The 16,059-nt window shown below is 48.3% G+C and carries 9 protein-coding genes; 2 read left to right on the top strand and 7 right to left on the bottom strand.

The window, feature by feature from the left end:
* Positions 1 to 83: 83 nt before the first annotated feature.
* From E1919_RS09725 to E1919_RS09695, 7 genes are all read right to left on the bottom strand, one after another.
* A complete protein-coding gene (locus tag E1919_RS09725) occupies positions 84 to 1,688 on the bottom strand; it encodes a DUF6377 domain-containing protein (protein ID WP_162053174.1) in 1,605 nt (534 codons plus the stop codon).
* Positions 1,689 to 1,814: 126 nt separating this feature from the next.
* Complete coding sequence (locus tag E1919_RS09720) at positions 1,815 to 2,408, bottom strand: RNA polymerase sigma factor (RefSeq protein ID WP_162053173.1); 594 nt, start codon at positions 2,406 to 2,408, stop codon at positions 1,815 to 1,817.
* Positions 2,409 to 3,024: 616 nt separating this feature from the next.
* Entirely contained in the window at positions 3,025 to 4,050 is a 1,026-nt protein-coding gene (locus E1919_RS09715; protein ID WP_162053172.1) for a UDP-glucose--hexose-1-phosphate uridylyltransferase, read from the bottom strand.
* Positions 4,051 to 4,105: 55 nt separating this feature from the next.
* Entirely contained in the window at positions 4,106 to 5,254 is a 1,149-nt protein-coding gene (locus E1919_RS09710) for a galactokinase (RefSeq protein ID WP_162053171.1), read from the bottom strand.
* Positions 5,255 to 5,502: 248 nt separating this feature from the next.
* Positions 5,503 to 7,113: an alpha-amylase family glycosyl hydrolase gene (locus E1919_RS09705; RefSeq protein ID WP_162053170.1), complete on the bottom strand. Its 1,611-nt coding sequence runs from the start codon at positions 7,111 to 7,113 to the stop codon at positions 5,503 to 5,505.
* Between the two features lie 141 nt (positions 7,114 to 7,254).
* A complete protein-coding gene (locus E1919_RS09700; RefSeq protein WP_237144209.1) occupies positions 7,255 to 9,849 on the bottom strand; it encodes a cellulase family glycosylhydrolase in 2,595 nt (864 codons plus the stop codon).
* A gap of 155 nt (positions 9,850 to 10,004) precedes the next feature.
* A complete protein-coding gene (locus E1919_RS09695; RefSeq protein ID WP_162053169.1) occupies positions 10,005 to 12,833 on the bottom strand; it encodes a DUF4961 domain-containing protein in 2,829 nt (942 codons plus the stop codon).
* Between the two features lie 327 nt (positions 12,834 to 13,160).
* Here E1919_RS09695 and E1919_RS09690 point away from each other — a divergent pair, with 327 nt between their 5' ends.
* Positions 13,161 to 13,445 carry a GNAT family N-acetyltransferase gene (locus E1919_RS09690; protein WP_162053168.1) on the top strand — a complete coding sequence of 95 codons (285 nt, stop codon included), beginning with the start codon at positions 13,161 to 13,163 and terminating at the stop codon, positions 13,443 to 13,445.
* A gap of 165 nt (positions 13,446 to 13,610) precedes the next feature.
* The gene (locus tag E1919_RS09685) at positions 13,611 to 15,272 is read left to right on the top strand and encodes a M1 family metallopeptidase (RefSeq protein ID WP_162053167.1); all 1,662 of its coding nucleotides are present in this window, start codon (positions 13,611 to 13,613) and stop codon (positions 15,270 to 15,272) included.
* Positions 15,273 to 16,059: the final 787 nt, after the last annotated feature.

The following is a 16,059-nucleotide window of genomic DNA, read 5'->3' as shown; positions in this document are numbered from 1 at the left end:
AGCATCCGGAAGAGCGGGTGAGAATACTAGAATATAGTTTGATAAACCTGCCTTATTGAATAGGCAGAATAGTATGCGATGAGTTAGAAGGGTTTGATTTCCATTATCTTCTTTTCGAATTCCTCATTCGGAAGTATGGACCTGTTCTTCACTTTTGTCTTATAGTTATAGATAGTACTTACAGAGTACTCCAAAATACGGGCTATCTGCTCATGGTCGTGTATACCAATCCGAATCAAAGCAAAAATCCTTAATTCAACATTTAGGGAGTCCCTGCTTTTGGTTATAATCTTATCCTCTTCGGGAAAGTAGGAATTAAACACGGACACAAAATCAGGAAAGAGCTTGATAAAAATCATATCGAAGTTTGTGTACAGCGCCTCCCTTTCCTTCTTCAGGTTGATGGTCTTCAGCGCATGCGGTATTTCATCATACTTCTTCGCCCTCAGCTTATTCTCGATCGACTCTTTGAACTTCTCCAGCTTTTTGATGTACTCAGAATAAACATTAAAGGAGTGTCCTATATATTCTTCCTTGATGATGTTTGCCTCCAGCAGTTTATCATTTATTTCCTGAAGGCGCTGGTTTGCGTCTGTAACTGTCTGCTTTGCCTGCCGCAGCTGCTTTAACTGCCTGAATATGATAAAGGCAAACGCTACCACGAGCAAAGACAGTAAGGTTACAGCAATCGCGTACAGAAACAAACTCCTGCGTTGCCCTTCCACCGTCACCAGCCTCTCTCCTTCTATGACAGGCAATATGGCTGCCACTTGCATTTTACGCTGCTTAGCGCCATAAAATTCAGCATCCTGCAGCGCTTGCTTAATGTAGGTATAGGCTCTGACCTCATCCCCGTTGTTATACAGCAGTTCCGCCAGGTTCATCAGGGCAACTGCTTCCGTGGTAGAGGACTCGATGTCTGCGATAGCTGCCTTTGCCATCATCTCTATTGCTTTGTCTGTGTTACCCAAAGCTCTGTGTATATTGCCCAGCGAATGGGCCGCCATGGCATACTGATGCACAGTGGGAGTAAACTTATCCAAGATCACCTGGAAACCAGCTCTTGCCTGCTCATAGTTACCACTCGACTCGTGTTTCATTCCTCTTAAAGAGTAAAACTGCAGACTGTTCTGGTTCGTGAGCGCAAGTGCAGAGTCAACATACATACCTCCCTGTGCTATGTATTGGCTGGCATAGTGTTTATCCTGGTTATAACTGGCCAAATCATAATAACCACGCGCCTTCTGAGCATAGTAATCAATTTTTATGCTGTCAGGTTTGTTGGCGATGCTGACTGAATCCAGTGTATCAAAGGCCTCTTTGAACATACCCGACGACAGCAGAATAAAACTCATACTTAACCTGGACTGGGTAATTCTGGTGGAATCCTGCATTTGCCTTGCTGTTTCCTGAAGCTTTTGCGCATAGGTGAAGGCAGAATCATATTTAAAAGAGCGGTATTCGTCATAAAGGCTTTTATATACCTCAAACTCACGAAGAAGAGAAGCATCACTTCTCTCTTTTAATATACCTTTCAGCCTGTCGATACGCTCACGCTTTTCCTGAATATAAGCTTCCCTGTCTTCTATCGCCTGGCTTAACTCCTGGAGCAAGCTGTCTGGGGTTTCTGCTGATAAAGCTGGGATAGCATACATAAAAAGCACCAGCAGAACTGAAAGAAGCTTCATATCTCTAAAAAAATGTCTAGAAAAGTCATGATATAATTGAGCACATAAAGTAACCAATTAATCCAGACTAAAACTAAATCCAAGAAGGTCTGGCGTCGCCTTTGTTTCTATATGACAAAGCCGTAATCAGTATAAAATGTTTTGGATTTGCTCACTTAAACCATAGAGCGAAAATAGGCCGACACAGACCTTCGCCAGCAGTTGATGCAGCTTATCTATGGCTTTGTAGGTGAGTTTATAGACCGATTGCTGCCCGATACCCATTACAGCCGCAATCTCCTCATACTTAAGATTAGAGTAATACTTCAGGAAAATGACTTCTCTTTGACGGGGGGGCAATTGAGCGAGAACGGAGGCAATTCTTTCCCGGTTGGTTTCGGAGGTCTGCAACGCGATGAGGTCTGCCTCGAAGGAAGTTGCTTCCTCATAACTATACTCCTCCGGCAATGTTTCGTATGCAATGCCTCGGGTAAGTTTCTTAATCACTTCGCAACGCAGCGATTTTAAAAGGTAATTTTTAATACTGTAGGGAGTGGAGATATTTTCTTTGCTTTTCCAGAGAGTAAAGAAGATTTGCTGAATCGCATCCTTTACCAGCTCTCTGTCCTTGGAAAGTTTAGAGCCGTAGCGAAACATGGTAGGCGCATACTTCCTGTAAAGGAGTGTGAAATCTTCTTCGCTGCCATTTTTAAAATTAGTCCACAACTCCAGCTCATTCATTGCAAAGAAAACTAAGATTATCTGTGATAGTCAAATAGAATGCTATTGGTTTAGAGTAAGTGGCTGCTAAGAATACGAAACAAGTTGCCTGCTGTTACAGATTTGATTCCTGAAAGGTGCGTCAGAACGCCCCCAACTTCATGTACATCTTTACAAACTGCAGGCTCGCTTCCATTTCCTGTGCAAAATTCATGATATTAAAGATCAATTCCAAGCCCATAGTGAGTGACAAGTCACTTCATCAGTTAAACCGCTGAAAAGCGAAAGTGTTTGTTTGTTTTTCTATTTTTAAGACCACGTAAATGTTTTGACTGAAGTACTGAAAAGAAGTCTTGCCACATTTAACTGCACTAGAGCATTTTAGGCATTACTGGTCTTGAAGTTAAAGTATGACAAAGGTTCAGGAAAAGTAGCTAACCTTAAGCATTGTGCAGAAGCATTATCTAACTTATTACCAAGTGTTTATAGCAGGAATGGAAGGAAAAATTGTACTGAAGGCAAGGCCTATTATTGTGAGAAATCTGAAACAATTAAGGCTTTCCTCCTGCTTCGGACTTCCCACTTGTCGCATATTTTTGGCTTGACAGCTATAAATTAAACTATATGGTTGTGGGGTTTATACTAGGTCTCTTAAACGCTCGGCACTTGCTTCAGGAGTGATGTCACGCTGCGGGTCACCCATCATCTCATAGCCAACCATAAATTTTTTAACGGAAGCTGAGCGAAGCAGCGGCGGGAAGAAGTGCATGTGCAGGTGCCAGCCAGGATGCTCCTGCCCATCAGTTGGCCGCTGGTGTATGCCTGATGAGTATGGAAACGACACATGGAAGACTTTGTCATAAACCATCGTCAGGCGCTTAATAGCATCAGCGAAAGCATCTTTCTCTGCGTCTTTCATCTGGCCAATATGCTGCAGGTGGCGCTTGGGCAGGATCATGGTTTCGAAAGGCCAGACCGCCCAAAATGGCACCAGCACCACAAAGTGCTCGTTTTGGTAGACTAGTCTTGTCTTCTCTTCCAACTCTATTGCGAGGTAATCCTGCAGGAGGCTACGCTGATGTTTTTCATAGTATTCAGCCTGGTGCTGCGTCTCTTTGGCCGGGCCGCCGGGGATGGAGCTCTGCGCCCATATCTGACCGTGGGGGTGCGGATTGCTGCACCCCATGGTTGCGCCTTTGTTCTCGAATATCTGTACATGGTTGATAAAATCCAGCATGCCCAGCTCCTCATACTCCTGCTGCCACAGGTCCACCACCTTCCGGATGTCTTCCACTTCCATATCAGGTAACGTAAGGTCGTGGCGGGGCGAAAAGCAGATAACCTTTGCAATACCACGTTCACTTTCAGCACGCAACAACCCTCCTTTTGTAAAGGAGCCCTCAGGGGTGGTAGGCTGCAGCGCCCCGAAATCATTATCAAAGGCATAGGTGGTCTTGTAATCGGGATTGTGCTCGCCGCTGGCTCTTTCGTTGGTGGGGCACAGGTAGCACGAGGGGTCATATTCCAACCGCGTTTCTTTGTTTAATTCCTCCTCCTGCCCCTGCCATGGCCGCTTAGACCGGTGCGGGGATACAAGTACCCACTCGCCACTGAGCGGGTTATACCTACGATGCGGGTGTTCCGCTAAATCAAAAGATGACATGTCTTCTTATTTTAGATACAAAAGTCAAAGGCGGAGCTATACCTCAAACACTATATTACTTTGCATAACTGCTTCCTTCCACTATCTCTGCTATGTACGTTTTAAGCTGCACATTAAACTGCTGCTGGTAGGCTTTTTCCATCTGCTGCACAAAATTTGTCAGTGCATCTACTTTAACCAGATTGATAGTACAGCCCCCGAAGCCGCCGCCCATCATACGGGCACCCAACACATCAGCAGATTGCTTTGCCTGGACCACCAGGAAATCAAGTTCCGGGCAGCTTACCTCATAATCGTGCTGCAACCCGGCATGCGAAGCGTACATTCTGTCTCCGAAGGACTTCATGTCGCCTTTCTCCAGGTCGGCGCAGGCTGCCTCTACCCTATTGTTTTCGCTCACGATGTAGGTGCAACGCTTATACACCACCGGATCGAACTCCTGCTGGTGCTGCGCCAGCATGTCCAGCTTCGCATCGCGCAGGCTTTGCACCTCCGGGTAGTACTGCTGCAGTATAGCTACACCCGCCTCGCACTCTTTCCTGCGCGTGTTATACTCCGAGGAAGCCAGCGAGTGCTTCACCTGCGTGTCGCAGAGCACAATGCGGTAATCCTGCATGTCGAAGTTGTAAAACTCGTACTCCAGCGAACGGCAGTCGAGTTTGATGGCATGGTTCTTTTTGCCGAACATGCTGGCAAACTGATCCATAATGCCGCACATCACGCCTGCATACTCATGCTCCGCCTTCTGCGCCATTTTCACGAGCGCAAACTTATCAATCTCGAAGCCAAAGACTTCGTTCAGGCCAAAGGCGATGCCGCACTCCACAGCAGCCGAAGAAGAAAGTCCTGCTCCAATGGGTACGTTACCGCCGAATACCAGGTCGAAGCCTTTTACTTTATAGTTTGCCTTCTGCAACTGGGCAATTACGCCCAGCAGGTAATTTGCCCAACTGATGTCAGAAGGCTGCACATTAGCCAAAATAAACTCAGCACTCTCGCCTAAATTAAAGGAGTGCACCCGGAAGATATCTGTAGCGTTTGGAGCTATGGCAAAAAAAATTTCTTTGTTGATAGCCGCAGGCAGCACAAAGCCATTGTTATAGTCGGTGTGTTCACCAATCAGGTTCACCCGCCCCGGCGATCGGAAAACAGTTGGCTCCTGGCTATATAACTCTCTGAACTTTTGAGTAATCTCTTTTAACATTTTCCTGTTGCTTTACTCCAGGACACTAAAGGCCTGGGTTCTTTAATTTAAATATCTGATAAAGCTAATAAAAATACTGTATTAGGCCTTACGCGATAGACGGTGAATGGATCACAGATTGCCTTATGTACGTGCTGTTGTCCATTCTTGTCAACTGAAAGGAGCTTGTAAATTACTACAGGTTAATCACAAGCTCCTTTCATAATGATAGAACAGAGAGGCTATGATTTTCTTTGAACAGGCAGACGCTACTCCTCTAAAACTACAGTGCTGTAAGGGGCCAGCTTCAGGGTGTTATTGTTTTTAGTAGAAGCCTTGCTTTGAAAGCGCACATCGTCATAATCTGTCAGGTTAGCAGGCAGGTTAACAGATACCTCTTGGCCAGAAAGATTGTGCAGCACCAGCAGCGACTCGTCTTCATACTGTCTTAAAAAAGCACTTACTTCCTGCGTCCCTAGGTTCAGCGGCTCCAGCTCTCCATAGGTCAGTGCTTTGCTGTTGTTTCTGAGTTCAATGAAAGTCTTGTAGTGGCTTAATATAGAGTTCTCGTTTTCCATTTGTATGGCAGCCGGGGTAACGGTTTGCTCTGTGCTGTACTGCGGCACCACCCAGGTGGCACGGCAACCATCGGCCTCTTTTTTATCCCAGATAAAAGGCTCCCGTATAAGCTCATCAGGCTTTTTGCCCCTCATGCCTATTTCTTCTCCATAGTACATGTATGGAGAGCCCGGTAGTGTGAACAGAAGCGCTGCAGCCATTTTTGCTTTGTTTTCATCCCCGTTCACTTCGCTCATGATACGGTTCTGGTCATGGTTCGTCAGGAAAGTGGCGTCCACAAAATCAGGATTAATGGTTTTATAAAAGTCTCTTATCTTTTTGTGGTTCTTGACAAGCACTCCCGCATTTTCCTTGTTCACAGCCTCAGTGATGGCATAGCCCATATCAAAGTTGAACAAGGCCGGGAGTCCTTTCATGTAAGGGGCCACCACATCAGCCTCTGCCCATACCTCCCCAACCAGGTACACGTCTTCTTTCGCTTTCCGCATTTCGTTCCGGAAGTCCACCCAGAACTGGTGGTTGTCTTCCGGTCTGTCGTCCGGGAAAATATGACGGGCCGCATCCAAACGAAAACCATCTACCCCCACCTCTGAAAGCCAGAACCGGCCGATTTTGTAAACTTCTTCGCGCAGTTCCGGGCTGTCAAAATTCAGGTCGGGCATACCTCCATAGAAATAGCCGTAGTAAAGGGAGTCGCTGTCGGGCACCTGATGCCACCGATTCACATTATCAGAATCTCCGGCCAGAATCTTACCTTCTTTCTGTGTCTGAGGGTCATCTTTATGCGCCCACACATAATAGCCCCTGTAAGGGCTGTCCGGATTTCGGGCAGCTTCCTGAAACCAGGGGTGATCGCTGCCGGAATGGTTCACCACCAGGTCCATCACCACATGAATACCCCGCTCGTGTGCCTCCTCTATAAACTCTTTGAAGTCCTCTAGTGTACCGTAGTCGGGGTGGATGTCGTAATAGTCGGTTACATTGTACTTGTGGTAAGAAGGGGAAGGGTTCATCGGCATCAACCAAATCCCCTCCACGCCCAGGTCCTGGAGATAGTCCAGCTTGGAGGTCATGCCTTTTATGTCTCCTATACCATCGCCATTCGAGTCACAGAAGGACTGCACGAAGATCTCATAAGTCACCCCTCTCGGCCATTTGCTGGCTTTTTCCTGTTCGGCTACCGGGGTTTGCTGCGCAGTGGCAACCGCTCCAGCCTGAGTTGTTTTCTCGCCGGTACTACAACTTGTGCCAAAGACAATAGAAGCCGCCAGAGCAAGGTGTAAAAATTTAGTTTTCTTCATTGTATTTTTATCTGATTAAGAACTTTAGAATATCATCCATCATCAAGTGGCTATTCTTAAACCACAGGTTACGCTCTACTGCTCTGGCATGAATTGCGGTGTGGGCGCTTTATACCCTCCTATCAGTGGTAGCTTGCCTAGCTACTTCACAGGCTTTTCCAGCCACACGCCTTCCACCTCAAAACTAAAAGGTTTTCCTTTTTCTGCCGGAGACAAATCCTCCCCAACTGTAATTTCGAATTTCTCTGCATGGTTCAGGTTAAACGGCTCCACTTTGCCGGGTTTAAACCAAAACGGGTGGAAGCCGGGGTATGGCCTTGGCAACAACATAAAGGAAGACGACTGGAGACTATTCAGCGGCACCTCAATTTCCCTGAAGGTATTGTCTAAGGTGATGTTAGCAGCATAGGCCGAAGCATCATCTGTGATGAGGGACACTTTCGCCTGCACCGGCTCTGGATTTGTGGTACGGGCTCTGATCACCAGTCGGTCAAATGTAGGCAACTCCCCCTGTCGGCCTTTTACTTTGTCACCGAAATAAAATTGCATGCCCATTACACCTTCGCCCGTGAGCTCTTTGGCTGCTAAACGCAGAATCAGTTGGCCCGGCTCTTCTCCGGTTAAATACTGCCGTTCTTCGGGGCGCCATAAGTTAGGGTATACAAAGATGTTCTGGTCCTGCGTCGGGTTGAACAGCTCCAGCGCCCCATTTTCGGATGCTACATAGGTTTGCCAGGTGTCGCTCTCCACATAGTCCCAGGCCCACGGATTCCCTTTGTGCCCTCCAGGGAAGGTAACAAACTCTCCCTCCTTCGTCTCCACTATAATGCGGTATCGGATCAGTCCCGGCGTCGCCATATCTGCAGGTACGTTAGCCTGAAAGGTATAGGGCGTTGCCTGCTGCATCGGCACTGTTTTCCAGGCACCTGACAAGCTGTTTGCCGCAATGCTTACTTTCGCAGCCGTATCAATGCCTACTATTTTTGCCTCGATGGTAAAAGGACTTCCGGAAGAAACCTCATTCTTAGGCTCATGCGACACAGACACTTCATTTTTAAGTGGCAAGGGCGCAAGGAATTCATTCAGGCCAATAGTCCCCAAGGCACCGCGCTTTACATTTCGGTTGCTTTTCCCGCGTCTGGTCAGCAGGTAAGTTCCGGGCCGAATCTGGAAACTGCTGTTGTTTGCGGTGGTGGTATAGGTGTTTTCAGGGTTTAGCCCTTTGATGCTGAAGTCAGCACCCAAATCGGGCAGGCTGATTTCCATAAGATGATCCTGCCACTGAATGCGGGTGACGATTTTCTGTGGAGATGCCTTCGCAAACGGATCGCGCACATGTATGGCATCCGGCATTACCTCCAGGCGCCACACGCCATTCTCCAGCTTGTCTACAAAATATGCCCCTGTGCCCTTGTATGCTACCACAGGCGAGGAACCTACTCCGGCAATCTGGATCAGCCTGGAGACGCTGGCGGGTTTGGTGCGGGTGGTGTTGGAGTAGTAGAACTTCTGCGGCGCATTCATCTCGCTCAGGTTTTCTGTATAGCTCACCCGGAAAACATCAAACACAGTGTCTAACGGATAGGTACCGTAGTTCTTCAGCCTTGGAAGTTTATGAAAGGCTTCCGAAGCTATCATATAGCTTAATGCCTTGGATGGCGTGTAGGCAAGGTTCAGGTAGTGCGTCTGGTATTCGGTGTTGCCGTAAGCTGTCGCCAGCGGATCGTATGCGAACTGCGTGGCCCACTGAAACCCAGCCCCTCGGAAACTCCGCGCCATAGCCGGGTACATGATTGGCTGCAGGACATCACCGGCATCAAACTCATACACCATGCGCGCTTTGCCGACATATTCCGGTATGGTATCAAACGGTATCCGGTACTGGTCTACATGCGGCAGGTAATTACCTTCCAGGGTGCGGTTGGCCACCAGACCCGTCGGGTACCACTGGAAGCTAACACCATCGATGTTTGCCTTCGCCACCGCATCGGCATAGGTGGGCGACTCGCTGATATTATAGAAAACGGGCTTGGTCCAGCCGGTGCCGCGCACGGCTGCTGCCATGCGGTTCACAAACTCAGTTGCACGCGCCTTCGGACCGGAGTGATGCGGCTCGTTGTTTATCTCCATGGCGATAATGTCCGGATCGTCCTGGTAGGTAAGCTTTGTATAGGGGTTCACGTGCTGGAAGAACTGCTGCAGGTATCTCTCCTGGGCAAGAAAGGCCTCTTCTTCGGTCACAGCTTGCCGCTTGTTGTAGATGCTGGAGAAACCGGCGGTCTTCACGTCTGGCTCCGGGTAGCCTGCCCCCCAGTAAGCGATGGGCGTCACCAGAATTTTGATGTTGCGCTCCTTCAGTTTGGCGATCAGGTAATCGAATAGCCGCAGGTGCTCATTCTCCAGCAGGTTTCCCACGGAATCAGTTATCTCGGTGTCCCATACATGCACCCGGAAAGCATCCAGGCCCATGCGCGCAAAGTGGTATACATCCTGGTCAATCGCTTTCTCAAGGTCTGCGTTAAGGGCTTTGTGTGATCGGTAGCCGTAGGCAAATGGCACTGTATAATTGACACCGAAAAAGGCTGCTTCTTTGTTCCCTTTCTGCCAGCGCAACACGCCTTGCTTGTCCACGTAAACGCCTTCCCTGTTTTGGCTGAAAATTTCTGTGTTAGCCGTTAGCAGAAGTGTAAAAAGCAGGAGCAGCTTAATGCTGAATCGATGTATTTTCTTCATCATATTAATTTATTCATTTACAAAGAGAAAGAAGAACCCACCCCTGCCCCTCCGAGGAGGGGAATAAAATTACTCTTGCAGGAATTTCCCTGCTCGGAGGGGCAGGGATTGGTACAAGAACTTTCCCTATTTAAAACTATATCTAAAGTAAAAACAGGCTATTGTCCCAGCTTCACCAGCTTCCTGGTGCTTTTCTGATCCCCTTGCTCTACCTGCAGGTAATACAAGCCACCCGCTAAATTCTGAAGGTTTAGCTCCTGCTGCAGTGTTTGCTGTCCTTTCTGCGCTTTCATTGTTCTAAGTGTGCGTCCCGTAACGTCCACCACCTGCAGCGACACAGCACCACGATAGCTGTTGTTCAGTTCAATGACTGTGGCGCGCTGTATTGGATTTGGATACACCACCAACGAGAGTGCATCGGCTAGCTCTTCCTCAGCATCCAGCACCACCTGCTGCCATGGCAGCAGATTTGCCGGCGGAGCAGGCAATGGCTCTGTTGTGAATAACCTGAACTCCCCTGGCTGCAGTGCAATGGCTTCGGCGGTATTCGTCACATTCACCTCATCACCGGAAAAGTAGTCATACCAGGTACCGGCAGACGGAAAGTTTGCAACAGGTGCCTGTGGCTGAACGTCGAAGTTACCAATCAGTAAAACCGTCATATCCTCACCATCCAGGGTAATGCGCTTGACCATACCGTCTAAAGCCATATCGAAGTCATCGGTTGCAAAGGCAGGCACTGTGGTTTTCAGCTTAATGAGCTCCGCGTACACGTTAAATAGTTTCTGGCGCTCCGGGTCATCCTGGTATTCCCAGCGGATAGGCTTCGCACCTGTTCTTCCATTTTCTTCAATAGACACATCGTATCCTAACTCGCCAAACTGCCAAATCATTTTCGGGCCTGGCACCGTGAGGCTAAAAGCTGCCGCCAGTTTGGCACGGTTCAGTGCAGTAGTAAGGTTTCGGGTGTTATAGCTTCCGGCAGAGCGTCCGTTTTGCAGTAAATCATACATCAGGCGCTCTTCATCATGACTCTCTATGTATCCTACCACGTGCGGCACCTGCCAGCCCCGTTCCTGGTAAGATATCCACTCCAGGTTGGCACTGTTTCCCTTAGCGGCCTCACGGTAATCGTGGTTCAGGTTTCCCCAGAAAAGCATGCCATACGCTGCCAATTCTTTTTCTTCCTGGTTTGCGGCAAAATGCTCCAGTATCACATAGGCAGATGGGTCCACCTCCCGGACGTGGTCGTAAATATTTTTCCAAATGGCCACCCGGCTGACATCGTAGGCGCTCCAGGTATCTACGTTATTTCCGGTGTTGTTCTGAGTGAAGCCTTTTGATAAGTCGAAACGGTAGCCATCGATTTTATACTCCTCGAGCCAGTAGCGGGTAACACGCTCCACAAATTCCTCCGTCGCCTCACGCTCATGGTTAAAATCGAAGAACACGCTGAAGGGATGTGTGGCTTGCTGATTAAAGAAAGGACTGTTGGCAGCAGGCCGGTTATTCACTTCATCCCAGTACAAGCGTACATAAGGAAACTCATAATCCGCCTGGTTCAGCACGATATCCAGAATAACAGCAATACCTGCTTTGTGGCACTCGTCGATAAAAGCCTTCAGGTCTTCCGCTGTGCCATAGGCTTTGTCCGGGGCAAAAAAGAAGGTGGGATTGTAGCCCCAGGAGTCGTTGCCGCTAAACTCCATAACAGGCATTAGCTCAATGGCATTGATGTTCAGGCTCTTCAGGTATGAAAGCGTATCAGCAAGGGTTTTATAGTTGCGGGTGGCGACAAAATCACGCACCAGCATTTCGTATATCACCAGGCGCTCCACATCCGGGCGCTCAAAATTCTCTACCTGCCAGTTATACTCCTGCTGGTTTGTCTGCAGCACCGAAACGATTCCTTCTGCGCGGGTCGGGTGCGGCTTCAGGTCCGGGTAATTGTCGTCGGTGAGATATGGGTCATGGATGGGGTCCAGTATCTTTTCTGCGTAAGGGTCTGCCACCGCTATCTTGCCATCCACCAGGTACTGAAAAGCGACTTCTTCACCTGCAGGTAAATTTGTCAGACGGAGCCAGTACCGGTCTCCATCGGGTGTGCGGTTCATGAGGTAGTCTTCTGAGGGCAGCCAGTTGTTAAACTCCCCTATCACATAAACAAACTCCTTTTCAGGGGCAAACAGCGTTAGCACCACCTCCTCTGCATTGATATAGGTAATGCCGTCCTGCACGCCCGCCGGAAGCGCCGCCACTACCGGGACCGGCTCCACGATAAAGTAAAAGGTATCGCTGGCTGTTTCCGTGGCAGTTGTAGCCTCCAGAACAACCTGGCGGCGCCTGCCTGCCTGAGTACCGGTGTTGAGGGTATAGCTAAGTGCCTCCTCGTTTGTAGCCGTAGCCACTATAGTATTATCAAGTTTCAGCGTAAGGTTTGCCTGTGCGGATGCAGCAGCTTGTACAGGAATGGTCGTGTTGGCCTGTGCAAAGAGAAGTTTTTGCGTTGGGGTGATGAAGGCAGCTGTCAGCTCGTCAGGATATATGGTTACGTACAGATCTTCTGTCTGTGCGGTTCCGTTTCTGTTCTTCAGCAGCAGCCCTAACCGGCGAATCGTCACATCGTCGGGCACATTGAAGTATTCACGGGGTATTAGCTTAATTTGCCAGCGGTCATCGCCCAGGTAAGTCATTCTGCCCGGTTCAAAAGGCTGCTCCCAGTTTGTCTGGCCAGTAGGCACATACTCAAAGGCATTGCCTGTTTCTGTGGTTCCTGCACCGGCCCAAAGGTAAACATCGCTGGTTTTGCCCAACAGTTCCGCTGCCCGCGCATCTGACGCTTCGGAGACATCGAAGGTCAGTGTCACCTCCTCATCTGCCGTCGGAAAAGTGGGGGATGTGGTCATCACCTGCCCTGCAGCCTGCAGGCAGAAGCAGAACAAGAAAAGCAGAAAGGTAAAGTTTCTTCTGGTCGTAAAAAGGTGCATAGGCTTGTAAGTAAGGTTAGATTAAAACTCAGTTTAAGAATACGCTCTTTGCAGCTTCCCTGTCCGGCCCCTGCGACACACGCGCAACAGCATTACCCGCAGAAAAGCCATCAAAAACATCATTCTTTTAAAAGGAATAGCCTGCTGTAGCTTATACTATCCCTCTTGCTTCAGTTTTTTTACTTACTATTAGGGAAGAGGCTGATTATGTAGCTGATATTAACAAAAGGACGCTGCACAGGCGGGGAATGAATACCTTGCCGGCGGAAAGAAGAAACGCCACACTGCCAGCCCCGTATAAACGGGATATTTAAACTTGAAGAAACAATGGACTTAAATATCATTCACGACGAGGAAGATCTGCGCTTTTATGCAGTTATTGAAGGAGACGAAGCAGAACTCACCTATACTTACCCCGAAAGCGGAGTAATGGACTTTGACCACACCTTTGTGCCGGAAGACAGCCGGGGCCAAGGGTTTGCTGATAAAATTGTAAAATCAGGGCTGGACTATGCCCGCTCTCAAAACTACCAGGTGATTCCCTCCTGCCCGGTGGTAGGAGCATATATTAAGCGCCACCCGGATTACAGGGATTTGGTACAACCTGAATAAGATCATTAAAGCTGTTGGCGCTAAACCAACAGCTTTTTTTGTCCTTTTAAAACCTATCACGCTACTGCACATTTGGCATAAACCTTGCGAAATTGTACATTAGCTTCTATGCATCCTGCATCAGGAGAAAATTTATTCGGCTTTACCTGCTGCACATTTTATCTAATGAAGAGAAATCCATCAACAACGATATTCACCCGCCTTCTATTAGGAGCAGGCTTATGCTTTGGCGCTGTACAGGCACATGCTCAGACCCCGGAATTTACACGCCAGGACACACTGCGCGGAAGCATTACGCCTGAGCGCGCCTGGTGGGACCTGACTTACTATCATCTGGATGTTGAGGTAAACCCTACCGACAGCGCCATATGGGGTACCAATACAATACAGTACAAAGTACTGGAACCACATCAGCGGATGCAGATAGACCTGCAGCCTCCAATGCGCATACAGAAGGTGGTACAGAACGGGAAAGATCTACAGTTTGAGCAGGATGGCAACGCCTGGTTTGTACAACTGGGAGAACAGCAAGAGCCAGACAGTGTGAACAGCGTAGAGGTGCACTATGGCGGAAAACCCCAGGTAAGCGAAAATCCGCCGTGGAGTGGTGGGCTCACCTGGCGGTATGACTCCAACGGGAGACCTTTTGTGGCCAACTCGAACCAAGGCGACGGCGCTAGCCTGTGGTGGCCTGCTAAGGACCATATGTATGATGAGCCCGACAGTATGCTGATCAGCGTTAAAGTACCCAAAGGCCTGACTGATGTATCCAATGGGCGCCTGCGCAAAGTAGAACAGCATGCCGATGGCACCAGCACCTTCCACTGGTTTGTAAGCAACCCCATCAACAACTACGGCGTGAATGTGAACATCGCTGATTATGTTCACTTTTCTGAGAAATACCAGGGCGAAAAAGGGGAGCTGGATCTCGACTACTATGTACTGCGCGGCAACCTTGCAAAAGCAAAAAAGCAGTTCAAAGACGTGCCGCGTATGCTGGAAGCCTTTGAGCACTGGTTTGGTCCCTACCCTTTTTATGAGGACAGCTATAAGCTGGTAGAGGCTCCTTACCTCGGCATGGAGCACCAGAGTTCGATTACGTATGGCAACAATTTTCAGAACGGCTACCTGGGCCGCGACTTGAGCGGCACCGGGTGGGGAGATAAGTTCGATTACATCATCATACACGAGTCCGGGCATGAGTGGTTCGCCAACAACATTACGTACCAGGACTACGCCGATATGTGGATACATGAAAGCTTTACCACCTATTCAGAAAATCTTTTCCTGGATTATCACTACGGCAAAGAAGCTGCCGCTGCATACGTAATCGGGCAACGCGACCTGATTCAGAATGACCGCCCCATTATAGGAGCGTACGGTGTGAATCAGACGGGCTCCGGAGATATGTACCCGAAGGGTGCTAACATGCTGCACACCCTGCGCCAGATTGTGAACGACGACGAAAAGTGGCGGGGCATTTTAAGAGGACTCAACAAGGAGTTCTACCACCAAACAGTCACCACTGCCCAGGTAGAGAACTATTTAAGTAAGCAGACGGGACGGGACCTTCGTCCATTCTTTGACCAGTATCTCCGCGATGTGCGCATACCTGAGTTTCAGTACCGGATGGAAGGAAATAAGCTGATGTACCGCTGGAACAATAGTGTAGCGGACTTTAATATGCCTGTGAACGTACATGTAAACGGTAAAGCGCAATGGCTGGAGCCGACCACCAATTGGCAGGAACTGAAAGGTGCGCCAAAAAAAGCGAAACTGGAGGTAGACCGAAACTTTTATGTAACGGCGGCAAAAGCGACATCCTAACAAGGCCTGTAAAAAAAGCAAAGGCTAAAGGAAGCCACCCTCAGCACCCAAATGGGTATGGCGAACCTTTAGGCCTCCATTATAACTTTACAGGTTTTCGACAGCTAACTGAATTCTTTCAGCTGTTCTTCTGCTTTTTTTACTCTTTGTTTCGTAGTACACCCTTCCTGCCATTAAAGTGTGTTCCACCCTGAAGATCACGTGTTTATCCGAACATGTTACTTTAAAATACGGAGCCTGACAGACCAGATTATCTGCTCCTGTATTTCATACCAGTAAATTGCACCTGCTAAGCGTTTAAAAAGCTGCAGAAGCTTCTCCTCTACTGTTCCTGATGCAGTACACCCTTATATCAGCATTAATACTTATGTAGCTGTGTCTAACTGGTATTTAGAGAGTATTAACACCCAATTTTCCCTAAAAAAGCAGCTACAAAGCTTTGCGTTCGTAAATTCAGGTGTTGGCAGCAGACAATAGATAAAGTGGATTTGGTTGGTTTTACTCCTGTTTAGGAGTTAATTTCTTTTGTTTGCAACCAGTTGTTTATTTGTTTAATGTTGATGGAGGGGTGCTGAAGATGGGTGCCTGAGGCACCCCTACCATTCGCTTATAACAAAATAGCATAAACTCTTCCAGAAAATATTATCGAACAACCTTCTTAAGCAGAAATTTTTGCTGCTTTCAATTTTTCTCTCCCATACCGTTAGAAGTGTTGCTGTATTTAATTAAGCAGCGCAGCAGCTTTCATTCAACTGAACTCCAATTTCACCACTAAATTATGGGGCCA

Origin of the sequence: Pontibacter pamirensis, from assembly GCF_010015475.1 — a bacterium.
GTDB lineage: Bacteria > Bacteroidota > Bacteroidia > Cytophagales > Hymenobacteraceae > Pontibacter > Pontibacter pamirensis.
The sequence above is the reverse complement of the archived record's forward strand: the minus strand, read 5'-3'. Positions and strand labels throughout refer to the sequence as shown.

Excerpts from the sequence above, each read along its gene's own strand:
- E1919_RS09685 (WP_162053167.1), top strand. The coding sequence starts at position 13,611 with ATGAAGAGAAATCCATCAACAACGATATTCACCCGCCTTCTATTAGGA.
- E1919_RS09725 (WP_162053174.1), bottom strand. The coding sequence starts at position 1,688 with ATGAAGCTTCTTTCAGTTCTGCTGGTGCTTTTTATGTATGCTATCCCA.
- E1919_RS09700 (WP_237144209.1), bottom strand. The coding sequence starts at position 9,849 with ATGATGAAGAAAATACATCGATTCAGCATTAAGCTGCTCCTGCTTTTT.
- E1919_RS09710 (WP_162053171.1), bottom strand. The coding sequence starts at position 5,254 with ATGTTAAAAGAGATTACTCAAAAGTTCAGAGAGTTATATAGCCAGGAG.
- E1919_RS09690 (WP_162053168.1), top strand. The coding sequence starts at position 13,161 with ATGGACTTAAATATCATTCACGACGAGGAAGATCTGCGCTTTTATGCA.
- E1919_RS09705 (WP_162053170.1), bottom strand. The coding sequence starts at position 7,113 with ATGAAGAAAACTAAATTTTTACACCTTGCTCTGGCGGCTTCTATTGTC.
- E1919_RS09715 (WP_162053172.1), bottom strand. The coding sequence starts at position 4,050 with ATGTCATCTTTTGATTTAGCGGAACACCCGCATCGTAGGTATAACCCG.
- E1919_RS09695 (WP_162053169.1), bottom strand. The coding sequence starts at position 12,833 with ATGCACCTTTTTACGACCAGAAGAAACTTTACCTTTCTGCTTTTCTTG.
- E1919_RS09720 (WP_162053173.1), bottom strand. The coding sequence starts at position 2,408 with ATGAATGAGCTGGAGTTGTGGACTAATTTTAAAAATGGCAGCGAAGAA.